Origin of the sequence: Flavobacterium faecale, assembly GCF_048320115.1 — a bacterium.
GTDB lineage: Bacteria > Bacteroidota > Bacteroidia > Flavobacteriales > Flavobacteriaceae > Flavobacterium > Flavobacterium faecale_A.
Genome location: NZ_CP182943.1, coordinates 1,513,273 through 1,539,699 on the forward strand (window position 1 = coordinate 1,513,273; position 26,427 = coordinate 1,539,699).

General features: G+C 36.9%; 11 protein-coding genes and 1 tRNA gene. 2 read left to right on the forward strand and 10 right to left on the reverse strand.

The genetic code is table 11. From position 1 onward, the window contains the following. Positions 1–20 precede the first annotated feature (20 nt). Positions 21–4,220, reverse strand: a complete 4,200-nt coding sequence (locus ACNH59_RS06420; protein WP_418264604.1) for a T9SS sorting signal type C domain-containing protein — start codon at positions 4,218–4,220, stop codon at positions 21–23. 240 nt (positions 4,221–4,460) lie between these two features. Here ACNH59_RS06420 and ACNH59_RS06425 point away from each other — a divergent pair, with 240 nt between their 5' ends. Then, a complete protein-coding gene (locus tag ACNH59_RS06425) occupies positions 4,461–4,928 on the forward strand; it encodes a regulatory protein RecX (protein WP_418264605.1) in 468 nt (155 codons plus the stop codon). A gap of 103 nt (positions 4,929–5,031) precedes the next feature. Here the strand turns inward: ACNH59_RS06425 and ACNH59_RS06430 are convergent, their stop codons facing one another. From ACNH59_RS06430 to ACNH59_RS06470, 9 genes are all read right to left on the reverse strand, one after another. Then, the gene (locus ACNH59_RS06430; RefSeq protein ID WP_418264606.1) at positions 5,032–6,186 is read right to left on the reverse strand and encodes a beta-ketoacyl synthase N-terminal-like domain-containing protein; all 1,155 of its coding nucleotides are present in this window, start codon (positions 6,184–6,186) and stop codon (positions 5,032–5,034) included. A gap of 128 nt (positions 6,187–6,314) precedes the next feature. Next, on the reverse strand, positions 6,315–8,267 hold the full coding sequence (locus tag ACNH59_RS06435; RefSeq protein WP_418264607.1) for an OmpA family protein: 1,953 nt from the start codon (positions 8,265–8,267) through the stop codon (positions 6,315–6,317). Between the two features lie 10 nt (positions 8,268–8,277). After that, a complete protein-coding gene (locus ACNH59_RS06440) occupies positions 8,278–9,207 on the reverse strand; it encodes a type IX secretion system membrane protein PorP/SprF (RefSeq protein WP_418264608.1) in 930 nt (309 codons plus the stop codon). Positions 9,208–9,248: 41 nt separating this feature from the next. Beyond that, the gene (locus ACNH59_RS06445) at positions 9,249–20,774 is read right to left on the reverse strand and encodes a DUF7507 domain-containing protein (protein ID WP_418264609.1); all 11,526 of its coding nucleotides are present in this window, start codon (positions 20,772–20,774) and stop codon (positions 9,249–9,251) included. Between the two features lie 356 nt (positions 20,775–21,130). Beyond that, a complete protein-coding gene (gene bioA, locus ACNH59_RS06450; RefSeq protein WP_418264610.1) occupies positions 21,131–22,402 on the reverse strand; it encodes an adenosylmethionine--8-amino-7-oxononanoate transaminase in 1,272 nt (423 codons plus the stop codon). 56 nt (positions 22,403–22,458) lie between these two features. Further along, positions 22,459–23,076 (reverse strand): dethiobiotin synthase, encoded by a 618-nt coding sequence (bioD, locus tag ACNH59_RS06455; protein WP_418264611.1) that lies wholly within the window; start codon positions 23,074–23,076, stop codon positions 22,459–22,461. Between the two features lie 69 nt (positions 23,077–23,145). Next, positions 23,146–24,288, reverse strand: a complete 1,143-nt coding sequence (locus ACNH59_RS06460) for an aminotransferase class I/II-fold pyridoxal phosphate-dependent enzyme (RefSeq protein ID WP_418264612.1) — start codon at positions 24,286–24,288, stop codon at positions 23,146–23,148. A 65-nt stretch (positions 24,289–24,353) separates the two neighbouring features. After that, the gene (locus ACNH59_RS06465) at positions 24,354–24,968 is read right to left on the reverse strand and encodes a 50S ribosomal protein L25/general stress protein Ctc (RefSeq protein WP_418264613.1); all 615 of its coding nucleotides are present in this window, start codon (positions 24,966–24,968) and stop codon (positions 24,354–24,356) included. Positions 24,969–25,090: 122 nt separating this feature from the next. Then, positions 25,091–26,032: a ribose-phosphate pyrophosphokinase gene (locus ACNH59_RS06470; RefSeq protein ID WP_418264614.1), complete on the reverse strand. Its 942-nt coding sequence runs from the start codon at positions 26,030–26,032 to the stop codon at positions 25,091–25,093. Between the two features lie 204 nt (positions 26,033–26,236). Here ACNH59_RS06470 and ACNH59_RS06475 point away from each other — a divergent pair. Further along, a tRNA-Leu gene (locus ACNH59_RS06475) sits at positions 26,237–26,316 on the forward strand. Positions 26,317–26,427 lie beyond the last annotated feature (111 nt).

The window sequence follows — 26,427 nt, forward strand, 5'->3', positions numbered from 1 at the left end:
ATAAGTGTTTGTTTTTTGGGTTAATAAAGGATCTTTTTATTAATGATTTGGCCGTTATTTAGCTTTATTTTGACAAGTAACATTTGTTCTGAAGTTGCCATATTTGTAATTAAAAGTTCAGGACTGTCAACTTTTGATTTTTGCAATATTAATTTTCCTGAAATATCAAATACTGAAACTTCATCAATTACATCAGTAGTCACATTTATCTTAATTTCATTTTCTTTTTGTGAAATGTAAACTGCATTATTAATAATTTCAATGTCTTCGGTTCCTAATGTGTTTTGGGTTTTGTAGGTTAGTAAGAAACGATTATTGAATGTCCCTTTGGTAGTTGTAAAAGTATATGGTTTTTCTTTTAAGTTCTGAATTGTGTTGGTTGTTTTATCCTCCAAATAGATGTTTTGGTTGTTCAAACTGCCATCAGTTTTATCAATAGCAATAGTGAACTCACCTGCTATAGTAGTGCTGTATCCTAAAGGTACCACATCGCTGTCTTGAAAAGGTAAAGCACGGCCTTGAATTGTTAAAGGGGTGTTTTGGTTGATACTATAAAAATCAATAAAGCTATTTCCATCATAACTGATTCCGTCATACCCTCTATCGTAATTATTGGTAGCTCCAGTAATGTAGCCAATTAAGGCTTGTTTGAACGCCCCTTGAGTGTTGGTCATGTTAAGCCAAACCCTATTTTTTTCTATTTTGCTAGTAGTAGCTGTTTTAGCTGTTTTGCTGTTAGAGGCAGGTTTGAAAAAGAAAGAATTATTTAATAACTCACCTGCTGGACCTATACGCATACTGTTAGTGAAAGTAGCCGAACCACCAGATAAGCCTGTAGCCATAAAACCTTGACCCGCACCGATAACACCATTAACGCCACTTGTTCCTCCAGTGTAATTATAAGTAGCATAATCATCAGAAGTATAGGCATATTTTCCACTTCCAGCTGTGCCTGTAGGGAGATTAGAGGCTAATTGAATAGCTGTGCCGTGCGTCCAAAAGTACAAGGTGCCTTCTAAAACACTATTATTGGCAAACAAAAAGGCATCGGCATCAATAGCAGAGGGGTAAGGGTTTCCAATGAGATTAGAAGCATTTGAACCTACAATTGGCGTACTGATGATGCCATTGTTTGGTTTTCCAAAAAATGGAGCATTTACCACTACTGAGCCACTATTAAAACCAGTACCTTCTCCTCGAACAATATAGCCATTACCCGGAGTCATAATTGTTGAAGCATACGCTCTTGTCCAAGAATTCCCTGCGGCATTGAACATATAATACAAAGTACCGGCTTTTATGCCTCCAAGCGTAAAGTTCTCCACTGGAGAAGACCAGTAAGTATAATCTGTTTTTAGGATAGATGCTGTAGTTCGGTTATAAGTAATATTTCCTGAATTGATAGCGTTATCATTGATTTGAACTAAACTAGCATGATTCTCAAAAGTTAATGAGCCGGTTCCCATAACTTCAACATCATTAACAATCTGCATGATGCGTCCTGTTTTAATAATTACATTTTTGTTAGGAGTGACTTTACAAGAGCATCCTTTGACATTCGTATCTTCATTATAATCTTCGGCAAAAACAATTTTTTGATCTAAAGTAGGTGTGCCGTTATCCCATGATCCCGTCCATGTGTTGGTAATTATTGGTGCATTATTAATAGTTACTGATGCACTGGAACCTGATGTGCAGGTTCCATTGTTTACGGTAAAAGTATAATTTCCAACGGCTAGTCCACTTACGGTTGCAGTACTTCCTGAACCAGTAATTGTGTTTGTTACTTCTCCATATTGATACAATGTCCAGTTTCCAGAAGGAAGGTTGCTTAGGGCTATACTTCCTGTAGGTAACGAGCAGGTAGGTTCTGTTGTTGAGCTAATTGTTGGAATTGAAGGTAGTAGGGTTACTGAGGCTGTTACTGGAGTTCTCGTTGCTGTAGTGCATCCGTTATTGGTAGCGTCAACATAATAAGTTGTAGTACTTGTGATTGACGGTGTTGTAAATGAAGTTCCTGTTCCTAATATTGCCCCACCTGTTGAAGCAGCATACCAGTTTAAAGTTCCTACAGAGGCAGTTGCTCCTAACGAAACGGTACCAGTACCACATCTTGTGTTGGGCGTTGTTCCTGTTACTGTTGGAATTGCATTTACTGTAGCGGTTACTGGAGTTCTCGTTGCTGTAGTACATCCGTTATTGGTAGCGTCAACATAATAAGTTGTAGTACTAGTGATTGACGGTGTTGTAAATGAAGTTCCTGTTCCTAATATTACTCCACCTGTTGAAGCTGCATACCAGTTTAAAGTTCCTACAGAGGTAGTTGCTCCTAACGAAACGGTACCAGTACCACATCTTGTGTTGGGCGTTGTTCCTGTTACTGTTGGAATTGCATTTACTGTAGCGGTTACTGGAGTTCTCGTTGCTGTAGTGCATCCGTTATTGGTAGCGTCAACATAATAAGTTGTAGTACTTGTGATTGACGGTGTTGTAAATGAAGTTCCTGTTCCTAATATTGCCCCACCTGTTGAAGCTGCATACCAGTTTAAAGTTCCTGCAGAGGCAGTTGCTCCTAACGAAACGGTACCAGTACCACATCTTGTGTTGGGCGTTGTTCCTGTTACTGTTGGAATTGCATTTACTGTAGCGGTTACTGGAGTTCTCGTTGCTGTAGTACATCCGTTATTGGTAGCGTCAACATAATAAGTTGTAGTACTAGTGATTGACGGTGTTGTAAATGAAGTTCCTGTTCCTAATATTACTCCACCTGTTGAAGCTGCATACCAGTTTAAAGTTCCTACAGAGGCAGTTGCTCCTAACGAAACGGTACCAGTACCACATCTTGTGTTAGGCGTTGTTCCTGTTACTGTTGGAATTGCATTTACTGTAGCGGTTACTGGAGTTCTCGTTGCTGTAGTACATCCGTTATTGGTAGCGTCAACATAATAAGTTGTAGTACTAGTGATTGACGGTGTTGTAAATGAAGTTCCTGTTCCTAATATTACTCCACCTGTTGAAGCTGCATACCAGTTTAAAGTTCCTGCAGAGGCAGTTGCTCCTAACGAAACGGTACCAGTACCACATCTTGTGTTGGGCGTTGTTCCTGTTATTGTTGGAATTGCATTTACTGTAGCGGTTACTGGAGTTCTCGTTGCTGTAGTGCATCCGTTATTGGTAGCGTCAACATAATAAGTTGTAGTACTTGTAATTGACGGTGTTGTAAATGAAGTTCCTGTTCCTAATATTGCCCCACCTGTTGAAGCAGCATACCAGTTTAAAGTTCCTGCAGAGGCAGTTGCTCCTAACGAAACGGTACCAGTACCACATCTTGTGTTAGGCGCTGTTCCTGTTACTGTTGGAATTGCATTGACAACTATTGTAATAGTTTTTGAATGAGAAAATGCAGTGGTGCCAAAATAGGTAGTACAGGTTAATGTTGCAGAGTAATTACCAGTTTGTGATGCTGAAAAACTTGGATTTTGAGATGTATATGTTGTTGTAGCAGAATTAGGTGCTGTAACTGACCAAGAGTATTTTACTCCATTGGTAGAACCGCCAGACGTTGTTTTCCCTACTAATCCAGTATAGCTTCCGTATAAATTAATAGCATTTCCGCTACATACAGGAGAATTTGATGATGGAGTTGAATATAAAGTACCTCCATTATCCATAATGTCATCAAAATCATATCCTGTGTCGGAATTCCCCCCCTTACAGACTGCAACTTCAACAGACCCGATAAACAGCGAGTTATTATTACTACAGTCTCCAATTAAGCCTCCAGTAGAAACCTGGATAGGAGTGCCTGCAGGTAATTTTATATCAGACTTTTTATTAAAATCTATTGATCCTAAAGAGGAAGTGACAATTAATGAGGTTGTGTTGATAATATGGGTAGTGTCATCGACTAAAACTAATTGGCCACTTATTGTAAATTGACCAAATGAGGTAGGAATAGTCGCCATATTTAGCGTGATTTTATGTCCTGATTGAATCAAAACAGCACCTGTGCCAGAAAATTGACCAGGATAACCTTGTGGGGAAGTTCCTGAAGGAGTGACCCATGAAGTGCCATTAAAACGTTGCCAACTTGAAAGTGTCGTCCAGTTACCATTTCCTGTGGATTGATAATCTCCGACTGATTGTGAAAAGCCTACAAATGAGAAAAATAAAAAAAATAAAAAAAGAATAAAAGTATTCCAAGTAAAAATTTGTCTCATAAAATTCTTTTGATTTCGTGGTAAATCAGTTTTTCACAGTGCGAAAGTACTGTTTTCCTTGTATTTACGAATTAAAGACGTTAAAGGTTTTATTTTATCGATAAAATGCATTTTTTAACAGTTGTGTAAGGTTATTTGTTTTTTGGAGATAAAATATTGTTATTATTCGTTAAATAAATGAAAAGGAGTTTGTCGTCTAAATTGTGTATTTTCGGGTTTGAAAATCACAACAAATAATCAATGTATATTGCTCAAGAGATAAAGAATAAAATAGAAAATTACTGTGCTTATCAAGATCGTTGCCATGAAGAAGTTATTTCTAAATTAAGAGAAATGAAACTTACAAATGATGAAATTGATATGATAATAAGTCAACTCATTGCTGATAATTTCCTGAACGAAGAACGTTTTGCTCGCAGTTTTGCACGTGGAAAACACCGCATCAAACATTGGGGCAAAATCAAAATTGAAAGTGAATTGAAAATGCGTCGAATAAATCATACTTTGATTAAAATCGCTCTGAAAGAAATAGAAGAGGAATACGCAAACAACTTTGAGATTTGGTCCCTAAAATATTGGGATACAATTTCGGAAACCAATCTATTAAAAAAAAGAAAAAAATTCTGTGATTACTTCCTTCGAAGAGGTTTTGAGTCTTTTTTGATTTATGATTGTATTAAGGAATTGGAAAGTAATTCTAAGAACTAGTGCATATCCGTTTGCAATATAGGTAAAACTGATTTAAAGGGAAAAAGCGGATGTAGGCTGTTTTTTTTGTAACACAGATTTAAGAAATTTAAAAATCTATAATTTAAACGCTCAACAAGATACTTACTGCATTTCCACCAAAACCAACGGAATTCACCAATACCTTTTGGATAGGCTTAGTCTGTTGTTGTGCCTTCGCAAAAGGGACATTAATAAACTGATTGTGTTGCATCATGAAAATGGCTAATTCAACACTCAACATGCCTGAAGTCCCAAAAGTATGGCCTATTTTCCACTTATTTGTGGTTAGCAAAGGCAGTTGTTCTCCAAATATTTTTTGAATGGCTCGGTACTCTGTTAAGTCACCTTTGATGGTGCCGGGTGCATGCATCACAATGGCATCAACATCTGTAGTTGGTGTATTTGCTAGTGCCATACTCATGGATTTCTGGAAACAAATGGCTTCTGCCGATATGGAAATATTGTGTTCCAAAATTTCAGTAGCATAACCAAAACCTTCAATATAGCCTAAAGCATTTTCTTTGGGACCCAATTCTAAACAACCCACTGAGGCTCCTTCGCCTAAAATCATTGTATTTTGTTTTTTGTCAAAATCCAAAGCTCTATTCGGATATTGTTCCTTACTGTTGGAGTAAATTTTTAAAGCACGCATTTGACCAATAGTAAAATCAGTTAAGGGAGCCTCACTTCCACCAACTAAAAATTTAGTCGCCATGCCTGCTTTCAGCCAAGCAATGCCGTTTAATAACGAATGTAAAGCCGTAGAGCAAGTGATTGAATGCGAAATTTCAGGACCTGTAGCTTGTAAATCATGAGCCACCCATGACGAAATGTTTCCTAAAGTCGTAGTAGGGGAGGCTAGCGTTTGTGCTTTTCCTGATTCTAAATATTCTTTATAATGTTTTTCGAACAAATCTGTTGCACCACGTGAGGAACCAATATTAATTCCAAAATTATCTCCTTTTTTCCAGCCTGCTTTTGCTATAGCTTGTCGAGAAGCAGCTATAGCAAGCAAAACAGTTTTGTCTAATGATTTGTATTTAGAGTCGGATTCGGCAAGTTCTTTTATTGTCCTATCGTCATTTGCATTTATCGTTCCCACTAAAGTTTCTTGATGATCCAAATGTTTTTTGGAGAAACAAGGTGTTGGATTCAAATAATTTTTCCAAATTTCTTCGGGTTTTGAACCAAGTGGTGAAATAGAAGCTAAAGCTGTAATGGCAATTTTTTGTGACAAGGGTATTAATTTTAGTTTGCAAAGATAATCAAAGGAACCTGAGCCTCAAAGATTCTGTGTTGTAATAAAAAAATGGGCATGACTATTAATTTTAGTCAAACCCATTTTTTATTTTAAAAGAAAGTAGTTTAATCTATTGCTATAACAATAAATTCACTTCTACGATTTAATTGGTGTTGTTCTTCAGTACAATTTGATTTATTTGTAGGTTCACAAGCACAATCATTAAGAAGTTGCGATTCTCCATAACCTTTGGCATTTAGTCTATTGGTTTCGATTCCATTCTTAATTAACCATTCCATTGTAGATTTTGCTCTTCTATCTGATAATGCTTCATTGTATTTTGCTGTTTGTCTACAATCAGTATGGGAACGAATATCGATTTTCATTTTAGGATATTCCTTCATAACCGCGAGAACTTTTTCTAATTCAAAAGCAGCATCTTTACGAATAAATGATTTGTCTAAATCAAAATAGATAATTGGTATATTTAGCGTTTTTGCAAGATCAGTTCCAATTCCGAATTGTTTGATTCTTTTATCAAGTGCTAATGAAAATTCGGTTTCCCCCGTTTTTTTAGGGACATTTATTTTACCTTCATTGGTTTCATAATCTTTCTTCTCAGCTCTTACATAATAAGTTTTATCACATTCAACATCTTTGAAGCGATATTTGCCTGTTGCATTAGAATAGGTTTCTTTTATAAAATTAAACTTTTCGTCAAAAAGACTAACTTTTGTATTTTCTATAGATTTAGAAGTTTCCTTATCGGTAATATTACCAAACAGTGATTGTTCACATTTTAGTTTTCTGGTTTCAGAAAATTTGTAGATATCATCATAACCATGTCCGCCATCTCTGTTAGAAGTGAAAAACCCAATTCGACTTTTACTGTCAATAAAAAATGCAAAATCATCTTTGTTTCCATTTATGGGTTCCCCAATATTTTGCACTTCAGAAAAAGAATTTCCTTTAATTTCCGTAACATATACATCAAGTCCTCCTAAACCAGGACGTCCGTCTGAAGAAAAGTATAATTCATTATCATCAGAGATAAATGGAAATGTTTCTCTTCCTTCTGTATTGATTGTTTTTCCTAAATTTTCAGGTTTAGAAAATGTGCCATCATTGTTTATTTTTACTTTAAATAAATCAGATTGGCCTAAAGTGCCTGGCATATTTGAAGCAAAATAGAGTTCTTTGTCATCCGGACTCAAGGCTGGGTGAGCATTACTATAGTCGTCACTGTTGAAAGGCAATTCAATTACATTGGACCATTTTCCGTTTTCTAAAGTAGCTTTGTAAATTTTTAGCAATGTGATTCTTTGACTATCTTTTCCTTTTTTTCCGTCAAGGAAATTGTTTCTAGTGAAATACATTGTTTGACCATCTCTTGTGAAAACAGGTGTGGATTCGTGAAATTTTGAATTTATTTTATCAGCAAAGGGAACAGGTTTTCCTAAGCGTCCAGTGGTGTTTACTTCTGAACTGTATAGATTGGTAAACGATTGATTGGTCCATTTGAATACTCTTCGGTGTACGCCAATTGTATCTCTGGCAGATGCAAAAACTAATTTATTTCCCATAAATGCGGTTCCATAATCTGAGTATTCAGAATTTATTCCAGCATCTTCGATGTTAAATCGTCCCGAGTTCTCTTTAATAACTTCTAAATAATTTTTGTTTGCAGCAAATAATTTGGCTCTTTGGTCATTACCAGATTTGTTATTGAATTCCTCCAAAACTTTATTCGCTCTGTCATATTTGCCAATAGATTTCAAGCATTCTGAAAAGCGGTAATAATACTCAGGATCTTGATTTGCATTCATAGCAAATAATTCCTCATACCATCGACCAGCTTTGCTCAACTCTGCATTGAAATAATATGCATTCCCTAATTTTTGGAACATTTTTTCATCTTTATATCCTTTTTCAGCAACTCTTTCGTAGGTGCTAATAGCATCGATATAAGAAAAACGTTCGTATTGTCTATCTGCAGCTTCAACACTTGCTTTTTGGGCATAGATTTGAATTGCGGAAAAGATTAATAAAGTGCTAAATAAAAAGTTTCTTATTTTCATTTTGTGTATTTTAAAAGAATCTAGGGGTAACAATTCTGTCGTATTTATTAAATAGTTCATACCTCAAAAAGATTTCATGTGAACCAGAGTTGTAATGTGCTAACCGAGTTGTTTCAAGGTCGTAACCATAACCAATAAACCATGAGTCTGTAGCTTGAAATCCAACCATTGCACTAACGGCAGCACTCCATCTATAGGATAAACCTGCAACAAATTTTTCTTGAAACATGAAATTTCCAGATACATCTACTTGAAGAGGAGTCCCTTGTGCCAACTTACTGATAAAGGAAGGTTTGAATTTAATATCACCCGTTAGGTCAAATACATATCCAGCAGTTAAATAATAATGCAATCTTTCTTTTGCTATATAGCTAATGGAACCACCTCCTTTGTATTTGTCAAAGTGACTTGTTTCAATTAAATTAGGAACAGATAGACCAATGTATGAGTAATCAGAATAATAGTAAAGTCCTGCGCCAATATTAGGAGTAAATCGATTGTCGATATTTCCATCATTAAAACTCTTGTCTGGAGTTAGGTAAGTTAGTTTGTTGAAATCAATATTCAATAAATTAACGGATGCCTTTAATCCAAAAGATAAACGGTAGTTTTCAGAGGTTTGAATTCCGTAAGAAAAATTTAAACCAATATCAGTTTCGTCAGAAGGTCCTATCTTGTCATTTAAAATGGATACTCCCATTCCCATATTACCTCCATTAATTGGAGTGTGGATTGAAACATTGTTTGTCACAGGAGCGCCTTCTAGACCTACCCATTGTGTACGGTGCAAAGCAAATATGCTCATTTTTTCTCTTAAACCAGCATAAGCAGGATTGATACTCATGCTATTGTACATATACTGAGTAAACTGTGCATCTTGTTGTCCATAACTAAAGCTAGTTATGAATATTAAAACCAATATTGCTATTTTTCTTTTCATTTGTTTCTATTTAAAACCTAAGACGTTTTCTTGGAAATTGTTTATCTATTTAAATATAAGTATCCAGCTTTTTGATGTAATACAGCGTCTGTATCTTTATAGTTTACAATGTAATAGTAAGTTCCTGTTGGTAATTCTGATGATTGACTAACAGTAACTCTTCCTTCAGATCTTCCTTTAAAAGCTCTGTCAGTGTTGTTGTATAAATCTCTTTCGAATACCAGAACTCCCCATCTATTATATATTTCAACTTTGTTATCTGGATAACATTCGATTCCACGAATATAGAAGACATCATTATCACCATCTCCATTTGGAGAAACTGCTTTTAAAGGGTCTACCACACATCCTACAACACCTAATACTGTTGGTTCTTCTTCAAGATTACTAGTACTTGAAGAAATTGCAGTAACATCTGAGCCAAACCTTGTTTTACCTATAACCGTAGCTTGATTGGAAACAAAACCTTTTACAATGTCAGCTTGAGTTAATGGGTAAATAGCAGAGTATGCAGAGTAGTTTATTTCGCCTGGAGCCAAAATCGAAATTGGACTTCCATTCAAAATTACTCCTGCTAAATCATCTGTTAAAACTACATTGTAGAGTGTAACATTTCCTGTGTTTTTAATTTCAAAGCTATATTTGATGGTTTCCCCTGCTTGTGCAAAGCCATCATTATTGTTGTCTTCAAAAGTTGCAGTTTTTAAAACTGCGATATTTCCTTTACTAGGTAATACTGTTTCCGTTTTTGTGTCATTTTCAACAGTTGTACCAGAGATGTCTTTTACCTCGTTTCCAGATGTATCTTTTCCTATCACTAATGCTGTATTGATAACTTTACCATTATCAATATCTGATTGTGTTAAGGTGTAAGTTCCAGTAATAGAAGCTATAGAAGCTCCAGGTAATAAAGTAGCTATTGTATTTCCTGTTATGGTAGGAAGCATAGTATCAGTAAGCACAATATTGGTTAAGGTTACCGAACCAGTGTTTGTTACATTAAAGTTATAAGTGATTTTTTCACCTGCTTGAGCTATTCCATCATTATTTGTGTCAACAAAAATTGCCGTTTTTACTAAAGCTATTGCGCCTTTTTGTGGTAAAGGAGTTTCCGTTTTTGTGTCATTTTCAACATCAGTACCAGATATATCCTGAACATCATTCCCTTTAGGGGCTTTTCCTTTTGCTAGAGCAGTATTGGTAACTTTTCCATTATCAATATCAGTTTGAGTCAAAATGTAAGTTCCTCTTAAATTGTTGACAACAGTTCCAGGAGCTAAACTAGCAATTGTGTTATTGCTAATAGTAGCAATCATTGGGTCAGTAACTATAATATTTGTTATTGTAACGTTTCCAGTATTAGTCACTGTAAAGAAATAGTTTACTTTTTCTCCAACTTGTGCAAAACCATCATTATTAGTATCCTCAAAAATACCTGTTTTGACTAAAGCTATTGAAGGATTTTGCGACAATGGAGTCATTGTGCAATCCAAGCACTCAGGGTCTTTAGGACAAGTAGTACAAGGCGTTGGGTCAGTAGAAGTTCCCGTCACAGGATTTCCTTTGGGATCTTTTCCTGTAGCAGTTGCCAAGTTGTAAACAATTCCTGCATTGATATCCTCTTGTGTAAGTGTATGCGAAGCAGTGAATGTAGTATCATCTGAAGTTCCTACAGCAAGAGTTGCAATTGGACCACCAGTAACTACTGCATTGTTATCGGTTACAGTTACGTTTGTAAGGGTTACGTTTCCAGTATTTTTTACTACGAAAGTATAGTTGATTTTATCCCCAACATTTGTTTTACCGTCAGCGTTAGTATCTACATAAGTACCGTCTTTGGTAATTGAGATTGAAGGATTTTGCGACAATGGAGTCATTGTGCAATCCAAGCACTCAGGATCTTTAGGACAAGTAGTACAAGGCGTTGGGTCAGTAGAAGTTCCCGTCACAGGATTTCCTTTGGGATCTTTTCCTGTAGCAGTTGCCAAGTTGTAAACAATTCCTGCATTGATATCCTCTTGTGTAAGTGTATGCGAAGCAGTGAATGTAGTATCATCTGAAGTTCCTACAGCAAGAGTTGCAATTGGACCACCAGTAACTACTGCATTGTTATCGGTTACAGTTACGTTTGTAAGGGTTACGTTTCCAGTATTTTTTACTACGAAAGTATAGTTGATTTTATCCCCAACATTTGTTTTACCGTCAGCGTTAGTATCTACATAAGTACCGTCTTTGGTAATTGAGATTGAAGGATTTTGCGACAATGGAGTCATTGTGCAATCCAAGCACTCAGGATCTTTAGGACAAGTAGTACAAGGCGTTGGGTCAGTAGAAGTTCCCGTTACAGGATTTCCTTTAGGATCTTTTCCTGTAGCAGTTGCCAAGTTGTAAACAATTCCTGCATTGATATCCTCTTGTGTAAGTGTATGCGAAGCAGTGAATGTAGTATCATCTGAAGTTCCTACAGCAAGAGTTGCAATTGGACCACCAGTAACTACTGCATTGTTATCCGTTACAGTTACGTTTGTAAGGGTTACGTTTCCAGTATTTTTTACTACGAAAGTATAGTTTATTTTATCCCCAACATTTGTTTTACCGTCAGCGTTAGTATCTACATAAGTACCGTCTTTGGTAATTGAGATTGAAGGATTTTGTGACAATGGAGTCATTGTACAATCCAAGCACTCAGGGTCTTTAGGACAAGTAGTACAAGGCGTTGGGTCAGTAGAAGTTCCCGTTACAGGATTTCCTTTAGGATCTTTTCCTGTAGCAGTTGCCAAGTTGTAAACAATTCCTGCATTGATATCCTCTTGTGTAAGTGTATGCGAAGCAGTGAATGTAGTATCATCTGAAGTTCCTACAGCAAGAGTTGCAATTGGACCACCAGTAACTACTGCATTGTTATCGGTTACAGTTACGTTTGTAAGGATTACGTTTCCAGTATTTTTTACTACGAAAGTATAGTTGATTTTATCCCCAACATTTGTTTTACCGTCAGCGTTAGTATCTACATAAGTACCGTCTTTGGTAATTGAGATTGAAGGATTTTGTGACAATGGAGTCATTGTGCAATCCAAGCACTCAGGGTCTTTAGGACAAGTAGTACAAGGCGTTGGGTCAGTAGAAGTTCCCGTCACAGGATTTCCTTTAGGATCTTTTCCAGTAGCAGTTGCCAAGTTGTAAACAATTCCTGCATTGATATCCTCTTGTGTAAGTGTATGCGAAGCAGTGAATGTAGTATCATCTGAAGTTCCTACAGCAAGAGTTGCAATTGGACCACCAGTAACTACTGCATTGTTATCCGTTACAGTTACGTTTGTAAGGGTTACGTTTCCAGTATTTTTTACTACGAAAGTATAGTTTATTTTATCCCCAACATTTGTTTTACCGTCAGCGTTAGTATCTACATAAGTACCGTCTTTGGTAATTGAGATTGAAGGATTTTGTGACAATGGAGTCATTGTACAATCCAAGCACTCAGGGTCTTTAGGACAAGTAGTACAAGGCGTTGGGTCAGTAGAAGTTCCCGTTACAGGATTTCCTTTAGGATCTTTTCCTGTAGCAGTTGCCAAGTTGTAAACAATTCCTGCATTGATATCCTCTTGTGTAAGTGTATGCGAAGCAGTGAATGTAGTATCATCTGAAGTTCCTACAGCAAGAGTTGCAATTGGACCACCAGTAACTACTGCATTGTTATCCGTTACAGTTACGTTTGTAAGGATTACGTTTCCAGTATTTTTTACTACGAAAGTATAGTTTATTTTATCCCCAACATTTGTTTTACCGTCAGCGTTAGTATCTACATAAGTACCGTCTTTAGTAATTGAGATTGAAGGATTTTGCGACAATGGAGTCATTGTGCAATCCAAGCACTCAGGGTCTTTAGGACAAGTAGTACAAGGCGTTGGGTCAGTAGAAGTTCCCGTCACAGGATTTCCTTTAGGATCTTTTCCAGTAGCAGTTGCCAAGTTGTAAACAATTCCTGCATTGATATCCTCTTGTGTAAGTGTATGCGAAGCAGTGAATGTAGTATCATCTGAAGTTCCTACAGCAAGAGTTGCAATTGGACCACCAGTAACTACTGCATTGTTATCGGTTACAGTTACGTTTGTAAGGGTTACGTTTCCAGTATTTTTTACTACGAAAGTATAGTTGATTTTATCCCCAACATTTGTTTTACCGTCAGCGTTAGTATCTACATAAGTACCGTCTTTGGTAATTGAGATTGAAGGATTTTGTGACAATGGAGTCATTGTGCAATCCAAGCACTCAGGGTCTTTAGGACAAGTAGTACAAGGCGTTGGGTCAGTAGAAGTTCCCGTCACAGGATTTCCTTTAGGATCTTTTCCTGTAGCAGTTGCCAAGTTGTAAACAATTCCTGCATTGATATCCTCTTGTGTAAGTGTATGCGAAGCAGAGAACGTAGTGTTATCTGAAGTTCCTAAAGCAAGAGTTGCAATTGGACCACCAGTAACTACTGCATTGTTATCGGTTACAGTTACGTTTGTAAGGGTTACGTTTCCAGTATTTTTTACTACGAAAGTATAGTTGATTTTATCCCCAACATTTGTTTTACCGTCAGCGTTAGTATCTACATAAGTGCCGTCTTTGGTAATTGAGATTGAAGGATTTTGTGACAATGGAGTCATTGTGCAATCCAAGCACTCAGGGTCTTTAGGACAAGTAGTACAAGGCGTTGGGTCAGTAGAAGTTCCCGTCACAGGATTTCCTTTAGGATCTTTTCCTGTAGCAGTTGCCAAGTTGTAAACAATTCCTGCATTGATATCCTCTTGTGTAAGTGTATGCGAAGCAGAGAACGTAGTGTTATCTGAAGTTCCTAAAGCAAGAGTTGCAATTGGACCACCAGTAACTACTGCATTGTTATCGGTTACAGTTACGTTTGTAAGGGTTACGTTTCCAGTATTTTTTACTACGAAAGTATAGTTGATTTTATCCCCAACATTTGTTTTACCGTCAGCGTTAGTATCTACATAAGTGCCGTCTTTGGTAATTGAGATTGAAGGATTTTGCGACAATGGAGTCATTGTGCAATCCAAGCACTCAGGGTCTTTAGGGCAAGTAGTACAAGGCGTTGGGTCAGTAGAAGTTCCCGTTACAGGATTTTCTTTAGGATCTTTTCCTGTAGCAGTTGCCAAGTTGTAAACAATTCCTGCATTGATATCCTCTTGTGTAAGTGTATGCGAAGCAGTGAATGTAGTATCATCTGAAGCTCCTACAGCAAGAGTTGCAATTGGACCACCAGTAACTACTGCATTGTTATCGGTTACAGTTACGTTTGTAAGGATTACGTTTCCAGTATTTTTTACTACGAAAGTATAGTTGATTTTATCCCCAACATTTGTTTTACCGTCAGCGTTAGTATCTACATAAGTACCGTCTTTGGTAATTGAGATTGAAGGATTTTGTGACAATGGAGTCATTGTACAATCCAAGCACTCAGGGTCTTTAGGACAAGTAGTACAAGGCGTTGGGTCAGTAGAAGTTCCCGTTACAGGATTTCCTTTAGGATCTTTTCCTGTAGCAGTTGCCAAGTTGTAAACAATTCCTGCATTGATATCCTCTTGTGTAAGTGTATGCGAAGCAGTGAATGTAGTATCATCTGAAGTTCCTACAGCAAGAGTTGCAATTGGACCACCAGTAACTACTGCATTGTTATCGGTTACAGTTACGTTTGTAAGGATTACGTTTCCAGTATTTTTTACTACGAAAGTATAGTTGATTTTATCCCCAACATTTGTTTTACCGTCAGCGTTAGTATCTACATAAGTGCCGTCTTTGGTAATTGAGATTGAAGGATTTTGCGACAATGGAGTCATTGTGCAATCCAAGCACTCAGGGTCTTTAGGACAAGTAGTACAAGGCGTTGGGTCAGTAGAAGTTCCCGTCACAGGATTTCCTTTGGGATCTTTTCCTGTAGCAGTTGCTAAGTTGTAAACAATTCCTGCATTGATATCCTCTTGTGTAAGTGTATGCGAAGCAGTGAATGTAGTATCATCTGAAGTTCCTACAGCAAGAGTTGCAATTGGACCACCAGTAACTACTGCATTGTTATCGGTTACAGTTACGTTTGTAAGGGTTACGTTTCCAGTATTTTTTACTACGAAAGTATAGTTGATTTTATCCCCAACATTTGTTTTACCGTCAGCGTTAGTATCTACATAAGTGCCGTCTTTGGTAATTGAGATTGAAGGATTTTGCGACAATGGAGTCATTGTGCAATCCAAGCACTCAGGGTCTTTAGGACAAGTAGTACAAGGCGTTGGGTCAGTAGAAGTTCCCGTCACAGGATTTCCAACTGGAGGTGTTCCTTTAGCTAAAGCTAAATTGTAAACAATTCCTTTGTTAATATCTTCTTCCGTAATATTATAAATTGCTGAGAAGGTATTTGAATCAGTTTCATTACTATTTAAATCTATTGGTCCGCCATTTACAGTCACTTTGTTATCAGTTACGGTTACTCCGGTTAATATTGAACCACCAGTATTTTTAACTGTAAAAGTATATTTAATTTGATCTCCTACATTTGTTTTGCTGTCACCGTTAGTATCAACATAGGTTCCTTCTTTTGTAATCGAAATTGAAGGAATGTAAACATTGACAATTACTTTTGCATCGTCACAGTTTGTTGGATTTATTTTTTCACAAATTTTGTATACCAATTCATAGTCACCAGCAGGAGTTCCCGCAGCTACTTTAACATCAGTTCCCACTAAAGAGATTCCCGCATTAGTAGCCGAAACAAAAGTAGTATTGACCTTAGTTGGGTCAACAAGAACCCCGTTTAATTTATCATTTACCAGAACATTAGTGAAAGCTGTACCACCAGTAAAACCATTGGTAGCAGTTGGAGCAGTATCGTCATTAGCTTCGATAGTTGCTGCTGATACTTTTACTTTTACAGTAGCCTCGTCACAGTTTGTAGGGTTTATTTTTTCACAAATTTTGTATACCAATTCGTAGTCACCAGCAGGAGTTCCCGCAGCTACTTTAACATCAGTTCCCACTAAAGAGATTCCCGCATTAGTAGCTGAAACAAAAGTAGTATTGACCTTAGTTGGGTCAACAAGAACCCCGTTTAATTTATCATTTACCAGAACATTAGTGAAAGCCGTCCCTCCAGTTAAACCATTGGTAGCGGTAGGAGCAGTATCGTCATTAGCTTCGATAGTTGCTGCTGATACTTTTACTTTTACGATAGCCTCGTCACAGTTTGTAGGGTTTATTTTTTCACAAATTTTATATACCAATTCGTAGTCACCAGCAGGAGTTCCCGCTGCTACTTTTACATCAGTTCCCACTAAAGTAATTCCAGCATTAGTAGCTGAAACAAAAGTAGTATTGACCTTAGTTGGGTCAACAAGAACCCCGTTTAATTTATCATTTACCAGAACATTAGTGAAAGCCGTCCCTCCAGTCAAACCATTGGTAGCAGTTGGAGCAGTATCGTCATTAGCTTCGATAGTTGCTGCTGATACTTTTACTTTTACGATAGCCTCGTCACAGTTTGTTGGATTTATTTTTTCACAGATTTTGTATACCAATTCATAGTCCCCAGCAGGAGTTCCCGCAGCTACTTTTACATCTGTTCCTACTAAAGAGATTCCCGCATTAGTTGCTGAAACAAAAGTAGTATTGACTTTAGTTGGGTCAACAAGAACCCCGTTTAATTTATCATTTACCAGAACATTAGTGAAAGCCGTACCACCAGTAAAACCATTGGTAGCAGTTGGAGCAGTATCGTCATTAGCTTCGATAGTTGCAGCCGACACTTTTACTTTTACAGTAGCCTCGTCACAGTTTGTAAGGTTTATTTTTTCACAGATTTTGTATACCAATTCATAGTCTCCAGCAGGAGTTCCCGCAGCTACTTTTACATCAGTTCCTACTAAAGTAATTCCCGCATTAGTTGCTGAAACAAAAGTAGTATTGACCTTAGTTGGGTCAACAAGAACCCCGTTTAATTTATCATTTACCAGAACATTAGTGAAAGCTGTACCACCAGTAAAACCATTGGTAGCAGTTGGAGCAGTATCGTCATTAGCTTCGATAGTTGCTGCTGATACTTTTACTTTTACAGTAGCCTCGTCACAGTTTGTAGGATTTATTTTTTCACAGATTTTGTATACCAATTCGTAGTCCCCAGCAGGAGTTCCCGCAGCTACTTTAACATCAGTTCCCACTAGAGAGATTCCCGCATTAGTTGCCGAGACAAAAGTAGTATTGACTTTAGTTGGGTCAACAAGAACCCCGTTTAATTTATCATTTACCAGAACATTAGTGAAAGCCGTACCACCAGTAAAACCATTGGTAGCAGTTGGAGCAGTATCGTCATTAGCTTCGATAGTTGCTGCTGATACTTTTACTTTTACAGTAGCCTCGTCACAGTTTGTAAGGTTTATTTTTTCACAAATTTTGTATACCAATTCATAGTCCCCAGCAGGAGTTCCCGCAGCTACTTTAACATCAGTTCCCACTAAAGTAATTCCCGCATTAGTAGCCGAAACAAAAGTAGTATTGACTTTAGTTGGGTCAACAAGAACCCCGTTTAATTTATCATTTACCAGTACATTAGTGAAAGCCGTCCCTCCAGTTAAACCATTGGTAGCAGTAGGAGCAGTATCGTCATTAGCGCAAATAAAATTAGAAATAATAGTATTTGGAGTAGCTTCTGAAGTACAACCTAATGAATTAGTAACAGTAAAGTTATACGTGCCTGGTACTAATTCAGATATGGTTTTAGTGGTTGTATTTCCACTTATATTACCAGGATTAATAGTCCAATTTCCAGAAGGCAATCCACTTAATAGAATGCTTCCAACTGGATTGTCACATGAAGGTTGTGTGCTTACAGTAACAGTTGGAGCAGTTGGTTTTGTTTTAGGCGCTGCAATTCCACTTGCAGTATCACTAGTACAACCGTTTACAGTTTGTGTAACGGTGTAAGTTGCTGCTGTATTTACATTTATAGAAGCTGTAGTTTGTCCGTTACTCCACAATAAAGTTCCCGTATAATTAGAAGCAGTAAGCGTTGAAGTTCCGTCACAGTTGTTTACTACAGTAACAGTTGGAGCAGTTGGTTTGTTTTTAGGCGCTGCGATTCCACTTGCAGTATCACTAGTACAACCGTTTACAGTTTGTGTAACGGTGTAAGTTGCTGCTGTAGTTACATTTATAGAAGCTGTAGTTTGTCCGTTACTCCACAATAAAGTTCCCGTATAATTAGAAGCAGTAAGCGTTGAAGTTCCGTTACAGTTGTTCACTACATTAACAGTTGGAGCAGTTGGTTTGTTTTTAGGCGCTGCGATTCCACTTGCAGTATCACTAGTACAACCGTTTACAGTTTGTGTAACGGTGTAAGTTGCTGCTGTATTTACATTTATAGAAGCTGTAGTTTGTCCGTTACTCCACAATAAAGTTCCCGTATAATTAGAAGCAGTAAGCGTTGAAGTTCCGTCACAGTTGTTCACTACAGTAACAGTTGGAGCAGTTGGTTTTGCTTTAGGCGCTGCGATTCCACTTGCAGTATCACTAGTACAACTGTTTACAGTTTGTGTAACGGTGTAAGTTGCTGCTGTATTTACATTTATAGAAGCTGTAGTTTGTCCGTTACTCCACAATAAAGTTCCCGTATAATTAGAAGCAGTAAGCGTTGAAGTTCCATTACAGTTGTTCACTACAGTAACAGTTGGAGCAGTTGGTTTTGCTTTAGGAGCAGCGATTCCAGTTGCAGTATTACTAGTACAACCGTTTACAGTTTGTGTAACGGTGTAAGTTGTTGCTGTAGTCACATTTATAGAAGCTGTAGTTTGTCCGTTACTCCACAATAAAGTTCCCGTATAATTAGAAGCGGTAAGCGTTGAAGTTCCGTCACAGTTGTTTACTACAGTAACAGTTGGAGCAGTTGGTTTGTTTTTAGGCGCTGCGATTCCACTTGCAGTATCACTAGTACAACCGTTTACAGTTTGTGTAACAGTGTAAGTTGCTGCTGTAGTCACATTTATAGAAGCTGAAGTTTGTCCGTTACTCCACAATAAAGTTCCCGTATAATTAGAAGCAGTAAGCGTTGAAGTTCCGTCACAGTTGTTTACTACATTAACAGTTGGAGCAGTTGGTTTTGCTTTAGGAGCAGCGATTCCACTTGCAGTATCACTAGTACAACCGTTTACAGTTTGTGTAACGGTGTAAGTTGCTGCTGTATTTACATTTATAGAAGCTGTAGTTTGTCCGTTACTCCACAATAAAGTTCCCGTATAATTAGAAGCAGTAAGCGTTGAAGTTCCATTACAGTTGTTCACTACAGTAACAGTTGGAGCAGTTGGTTTTGTTTTAGGCGCTGCGATTCCACTTGCAGTATCACTAGTACAACCGTTTACAGTTTGTGTAACAGTGTAAGTTGCTGCTGTATTTACATTTATAGAAGCTGTAGTTTGTCCGTTACTCCACAATAAAGTTCCCGTATAATTAGAAGCAGTAAGCGTTGAAGTTCCGTCACAGTTGTTCACTACATTAACAGTTGGAGCAGTTGGTTTGTAAGTGATTGTAATCTTAGCTTGATTGGAAGTCAATAAAGTAAAGTCCGTTATTGTGTAATAAATTGGTGTTGGATTGTTTTTGAAAGAATCTAGTGGAGTAAATGTAACTACACCACTTGGATTTACAGACCATGTTCCTTCTCCAGAAACAGTTAATGAATTTTGAATTCCTGAAGCGGATGGATTTAAGTCAACTGTTGCTTTGTTAATATTTTGATTGGAATCGACATCATTGGCAGTTACATCTATACTAACAGCACCATAATTTTTACATAAACTAGAATCATTATTTGCAATTGGAGCTATAGGTACAATAAAAATTACTTCGCCAAAACTAATTGAACTTTGTCTAGCGTTTGAAGAGGTATTATATACTGACCCATTACCAAGTCTAAATTTTACAGAATTTAAACTTCCGAAATTAACAACAGCAATGTATCGAGTTTCCAATAGGCTAATCGTATTTACAGATTCACTTGGACCTTTAAATCTTGTGTAAGTTGGGTTTGTTCCAGTTGTAGATACCGTAATTTTGGTTGGATTTTCTAAAGCATAAGAACCGTTTGATGGTATAGCAACATCAAAAAATTCGTTACCATCAATGTCTATGGCTTCTAAGGTAAAGGAACTCAAGTCTATTTGTATGGGTTGTGCTGTTCCGTAAGTTCCTGATTTAAAGAAAGCAAATTCAAATTCAACGTATCCATCAGCTTTTGAAGTATTGATTTCGGGTTGAAAACGATCTATTAAACCTCCATTAGATGGGTTGTCTACAGTTCTAAGTGTAGCGTCACTAATAGCAACAATTGTTACAATTGCTTCTACGTCAGTTCCATCTACAGTGGTTACAACAGGATATCGATATTTTGCTCCAACTTGTTTATCTGTTCCTGATATTAACGTTGGAGTCGTAAATTTAGGGCTCTGGGAGTATAAATTTAATGAAACTAAAAGAAAGAGGGTGAAAAACAATAATTTTCCAAATTGGATTCTTTTAAAAGTAACTTTATCCATAATTTTGTAATTTTTTCTGTATAGATCTTTTAATGCTAAAGGCTTTTTTTGCGGCCTCCATGTCTTTATGTTATTATCAACATTGTTAAAAAGATGCAAAACTATATAAAAAAAAACAACTGTAGCTAGGAAATTCTTACTAAAAATTATAAAATCGATTAACTCAAGAATAAGTCGTTAAATGACCGTTTTTAACATTTGTTTATATAATGGGTTAGCAAGGATATTGGAATTTTTTTTGATTTTTGTGTAATGAAAAGCTTCAATTGGTTAAGATTTATTGAATAATTGGTAACTTTATGTTAATTTTTAATTTAATAAATTAACATGTATTTTTGGGTTGTGATGTTTAAAAACTAAATGAAATCCAATACTTCTTCGATTTTTGAGTAGACTTTATTGAGTTGATTTTCGGTCATCACATAGGGTGGTAAAATGTAAACAATATTTCCCACAGGTCTGATGATGACTCCGTTTTCAATAAAGAAATTGTATAATTTATTGCGGAAAGAACCGTAATAAGTTTCTTCGTTTTCGGTCTTGATTTCTAAGGCAAAAATGACTCCCAAAACGCGGGTTGTTGCCACTTTAGGATGCTTTTTGATTTTGTTTTCAAATGCTAAATGACTTTGATGTACGCGTTGGATATTGGCTTGCATTTTCTCTGATTGTAGTAATTGCAAACTTGCCAAAGCGGCCGCACAACCTGTAGGATTGGCTGTAAAAGTATGACCATGAAACAATGCTTTGTTGATGTCGTCATCATAAAATCCATCAAAAATTTCTTGGGTAAAACTAGTAATTGCCATGGGTATGGCGCCACCTGTTAAGGCTTTCGAAATGCACATCATATCAGGCATTTGAGTCAAGTAATCACAAGCAAAGTTTTTGCCTGTTTTTCCAAAACCTGTCATTACTTCATCAGCAATGGTGAAAACTTGATTTTCTCTGCAAATGGCAATCAATCGGTCTAAAACTTCGGGCTTGTACATCACCATTCCGGCGGCTCCTTGTACCAAGGGTTCAAAAATGAAGGCCGAGCATTCATTGGTAATTACTAATTCCGTTAGCGCTCTTATAGAAGCTTCTTCGTTTCCTAAAGTAGGTACAGGAATACGTACTACTTCAATCAAAGAATCTTTAAAAGCTTCGGTGAAAAACGAAATACCACTTGCTGCCATCGCTCCAAAAGTATCCCCATGAAAAGCATCTTCAAAAGCAATGATTTTGGTTTTCTTGATGCCTTGGTTGAAAAAATATTGCATCGAAACCTTAATGGCAATTTCTACCGAAGTCGAACCATTGTCAGAATAAAACAATTTATTTTGATTCGATGGTAAAATTGCCATCAATTTCTCCGAAAGTTCCACCGCAGGTTCGTGCGTAAATCCTCCAAAAAGCACATGTTCCAAAGTGGTCAATTGCTTGTAAATCGCCTCAGCAATTACAGGATTTGAGTGTCCGTAAGGATTTACCCACCAAGATGCAATGGCGTCAATATATTCTTTACCGTCTTCGTCCCATAGCAAAGCGCCTTCACCTTTGACAATCGCAATGGGTCGTTGAGCGGTTTTGTGTTGTGTGTAAGGATGCCAGTTGTGCTTTTGGTTTCTTTCTGCTAAGGTCATGGATGTGGTTTGTAACCCTCCAAGGTTTTGAAACCCTTGGAGGGGTTGGTTGGGTGTTATAAGTTTAAAAGATTTTCTCGAAATAATTCTGCATATTCTTTGATTACATTTTGATCAAAGTATGGTTCTTGTGCAATGCGTCCTATACATTTTAATCCCGTTTTATTCAAAATAATCGATTCGGTTGCTTGGTTTTCATCACCACTAAAGATGATTCCAGCTGCAGTTAAATTTTTGTTTTTCAAAGCTTCAATGGTTAATAAAGTGTGATTGATGCTTCCTAAGTAATGTCTAGAAATGACAATTATTTTGTAGTCGGGTGCAATAAGGTCAATTATGGTGTCAGTGTCATTCAATGGTACAAAAATGCCGCCCGCACCTTCAATAACCAAATGATTATCAGTGACTGGTTCTTTAATTTGGTTCAAATCTATAGTGATTCCATCTAATGCCGCTGCATGATGTGGACTAGCAGGAGTTAACAAGGCATAACTATTTTTATGAAATTGTGATTTGCTGTTCGTTATATAGGTTTGTACTTTGATCGTATCGGAGTTTTCTAAATCGCCTGCTTGAACGGGTTTCCAGTAATCCGCTTCTAGTGATTCTGTAATGATTGCCGAGGCAACTGTTTTGCCTACATCGGTCGATATTCCTGTTATAAATAGTTTCATTTTTTAAAGTATTTCGCAAAGATTCACAAAGATAGAAAAGAAGACTCGTAAAGTTTTAGTTGGATTGCTTTAAAAAACTAAAGAACTTAAGGAGTTTAGAATTTCGGATATTTCCTTTTTTGTATTAAAGCTATGTAAGCAAAAGCGCAAGCGTTCTTGTCCTTCAGGAACTGTGGGAGAGAGGATGGCTTTGACTTCAAATCCCTTTTCTTGTAATTGGCTAGCAATTGCTTTTACTTTTTCATTTCCAGGGATAATTGCGCATTGTATGGCCGATTTAGAACGTACAAATAATGATTGAAGCCCGAGAAGCTTTTTCTCTTGGTTGAACCACAAAATATTTTCTCTTAAATGACCGATATTTTCAGATTGGCTAATTAAGTTTTGATAGGCAATGCCAATGGTAGCTATCGAATGAGGATTGAGTCCTGTCGTGTAAATAAAGCTTCGAGCAAAATTGATGAGGTAGGTTTGTAAATCTTTAGCCCCTAAAATCGCAGCACCATGACAGCCTAGTCCTTTACCAAAAGTCATAATGCGTGCAAAAACTTGATTTTGCAATCCTAAATACTGAACCAAACCTTGTCCATATTCGCCAGATACACCAAGGGCGTGCGCTTCATCAATAACTAAATGGCAATTGTGTTTTTCTGACAAGGCAACTAGTTCTTCCAGATTAGGGCTGTCGCCGTCCATTGAGAAGACACTTTCTGTAGCAATGTATATTGTGGTGGTGTTTTTGAATTTTAGAATCAACCGTTCTAAATCTTCAAAGTCATTATGGTCGTATTTGTAGGCTTTCGCGTTTGATAATTGAATTCCGTCCCGAATAGAAGCATGGCAGAGTTCGTCGTAGAGTATAAAATCTCCTTTTTGAGGAACTGAACTAAAAAAGCCCAGATTAGCATCATAGCCTGAATTAAAAATTAATGCGGACTCTGCTTCGTGGAAGTTTGCAATTTCTTTTTCAATGGTAGAATAGATTTCATGGTTTCCAGAAATGAGGCGAGAACCTGTTGAGCCATTTTGGGTGTAATTATGGGCTATAAGATATTGGTGGGTCTGCTCGAAAATTGCTGCAGATTTCGAAAATCCGATATAATCATTGGATGAAAAATCAATGCTCTTAGAATTAGTGCCCAATTGCCGCAATGCATTGGAGTCTATCCTTTTTTGGATTTTGGTTAAAAGAGTTTTGGGTAATTGTTTCATAATCCAAATGTAAAAAAAAGACTGTCTTTTGAGACAGTCTTTTTGATTGTGTATTTTGAAAAAAATTATTTTTTCTTTCCTTTTGCAGTAGCTCCTTTTGCAGCTTTTGCAGCTTCTTGAGCCGCTTTCATAGCAGCACGAGAAATCTTCACCTGACAAATAACAGTGTTGTCTGGGTGTAAGATTTTGAAGTTTGGAGTAGGGACTTGAGTAACATATAATTTGTTACCCATGTTAAGTGGAGTAATGTCAGCTTCAACAAAATCAGGAAGATTTGCTGGTAATGCTTTAACTTTTAATTTACGGTTGTTCAAACGTAAATCTCCACCTGCCATAACTCCTTTTGAGTTACCAATGATTTTAACAGGAACTTCAATAGCAATTTCTTTCTCGTCAAAAATTTGAAAGAAATCAATGTGTAAAATTCTGTCAGATACTGGGTGAACTTGAATGTCTTGCAAAATTGCATTGAATGATTTTCCGTTACCCAAATCAATCACAACTGTGTGTGCGTTTGGAGTGTAAACCAAGCTCTTGAATGCTTTTTCTTCTGCTGAAAAGTGCACTGGTTGATCTCCTCCGTATAAAACGCAAGGAACCGCTCCAGCATTACGTAAGGCTTTAGTAGCTACTTTGCCCACGCTTTCTCTTTCTGATCCTTTAATTGTAATCGACTTCATTGTATATATATAATTGTTAATAATTCATGTTTATAGCTGTTGGCTATTAGCTGTCAGCAGTTTGTTTTGCGTCAGTTTAGGTTTTCCAAATGGCGAAAAGCCAAGAGTTAAAAGCTTAAAATCTACATTAAAAACTTTCCGCTGATAGAGCTGTTGTGTTGTACCATATGCATTACTTCTGCAAATAACGGTGCACAGCTTACTACTTTTATTTTTTTAGATGCTTTTTTCAATGGAATTGAATCTGTTACAATCAATTCGCTTAACTTGGAATTTTCAATCTTTTCATAAGCACCACCTGATAAAATTGGGTGTGTACAAATGGCTCTTACACTCAAAGCTCCTTTTTCAATCATCAAATCGGCAGCTTTGGCTAATGTTCCTCCTGTGTCAATCATATCATCAACCAAGATTACATTTTTACCTTTTACTTCCCCAATCAATTCCATCGTTTCAATAACGTTGGCTGCTTTTCTTTGTTTGTAGCAAATTACGACTTCAGAGTTTAAGAATTTAGAGTAAGCGTATGCTCTTTTAGAACCTCCCATATCTGGAGAAGCAATCATAAGATTGTCTAATTTTAAACTTTCTATATAAGGTAAGAAAATAGTAGAGGCAAATAAATGGTCTACTGGTTTTTCAAAGAAACCTTGAATTTGATCCGCGTGCAAATCCATAGTCATGATGCGAGTCGCTCCAGCAGTCTCCAGCATTTTAGCAATCAATTTTGCTCCAATCGGCACTCTAGGTTTGTCTTTTCTGTCTTGTCTTGCCCAACCGAAATAAGGAATTACAGCAGTAATATGTCTAGCTGATGCGCGTTTTGCCGCGTCAATCATCAATAAAAGTTCCATTAAATTATCCGCAGATGGAAAAGTTGAACATACTAAAAATACGCGTAACCCTCTGATGGACTCTTCGTATGAAGGTTGGAATTCTCCGTCACTATAGTGTGACATAGTCATTTTTCCTAATGGAATTCCATACTTATCAGCAATCATCTCTGCTAGATAGACACTTTGTGAACAAGCAAATATTTTAGCTTCTGGTTCTTTATGTGACATTTAATTTGTTGTTTTATAATTAGTTAGTGCCTCTTGTTTTTACGAGCTGCAAATTTAGAAAAAATAATCCACTATGAAAGGGAATTTTTTAGTTTTTTTATTAGAATGTTTTGATTTTTTTTATACATTTGCACCGTGTTAAAGGAATAGGGGTTGCAAGATTTCTATTTATTGCGTTAAAGAATGACTTTTTTAGTCTGCTGCGCCCGGATGGCGGAATTGGTAGACGCGCTGGTCTCAAACACCTGTGGGAAACCGTGCCGGTTCGACTCCGGCTCCGGGTACAAAAACCGCTTCGAAAGAAGCGGTTTTTTGTTTTTATACTATTTCTTTTTTCTGAAAAAAGAATTTCCAAAACGGTTCAAAATAATGAATTGTTGATTGCGAGCAATAAT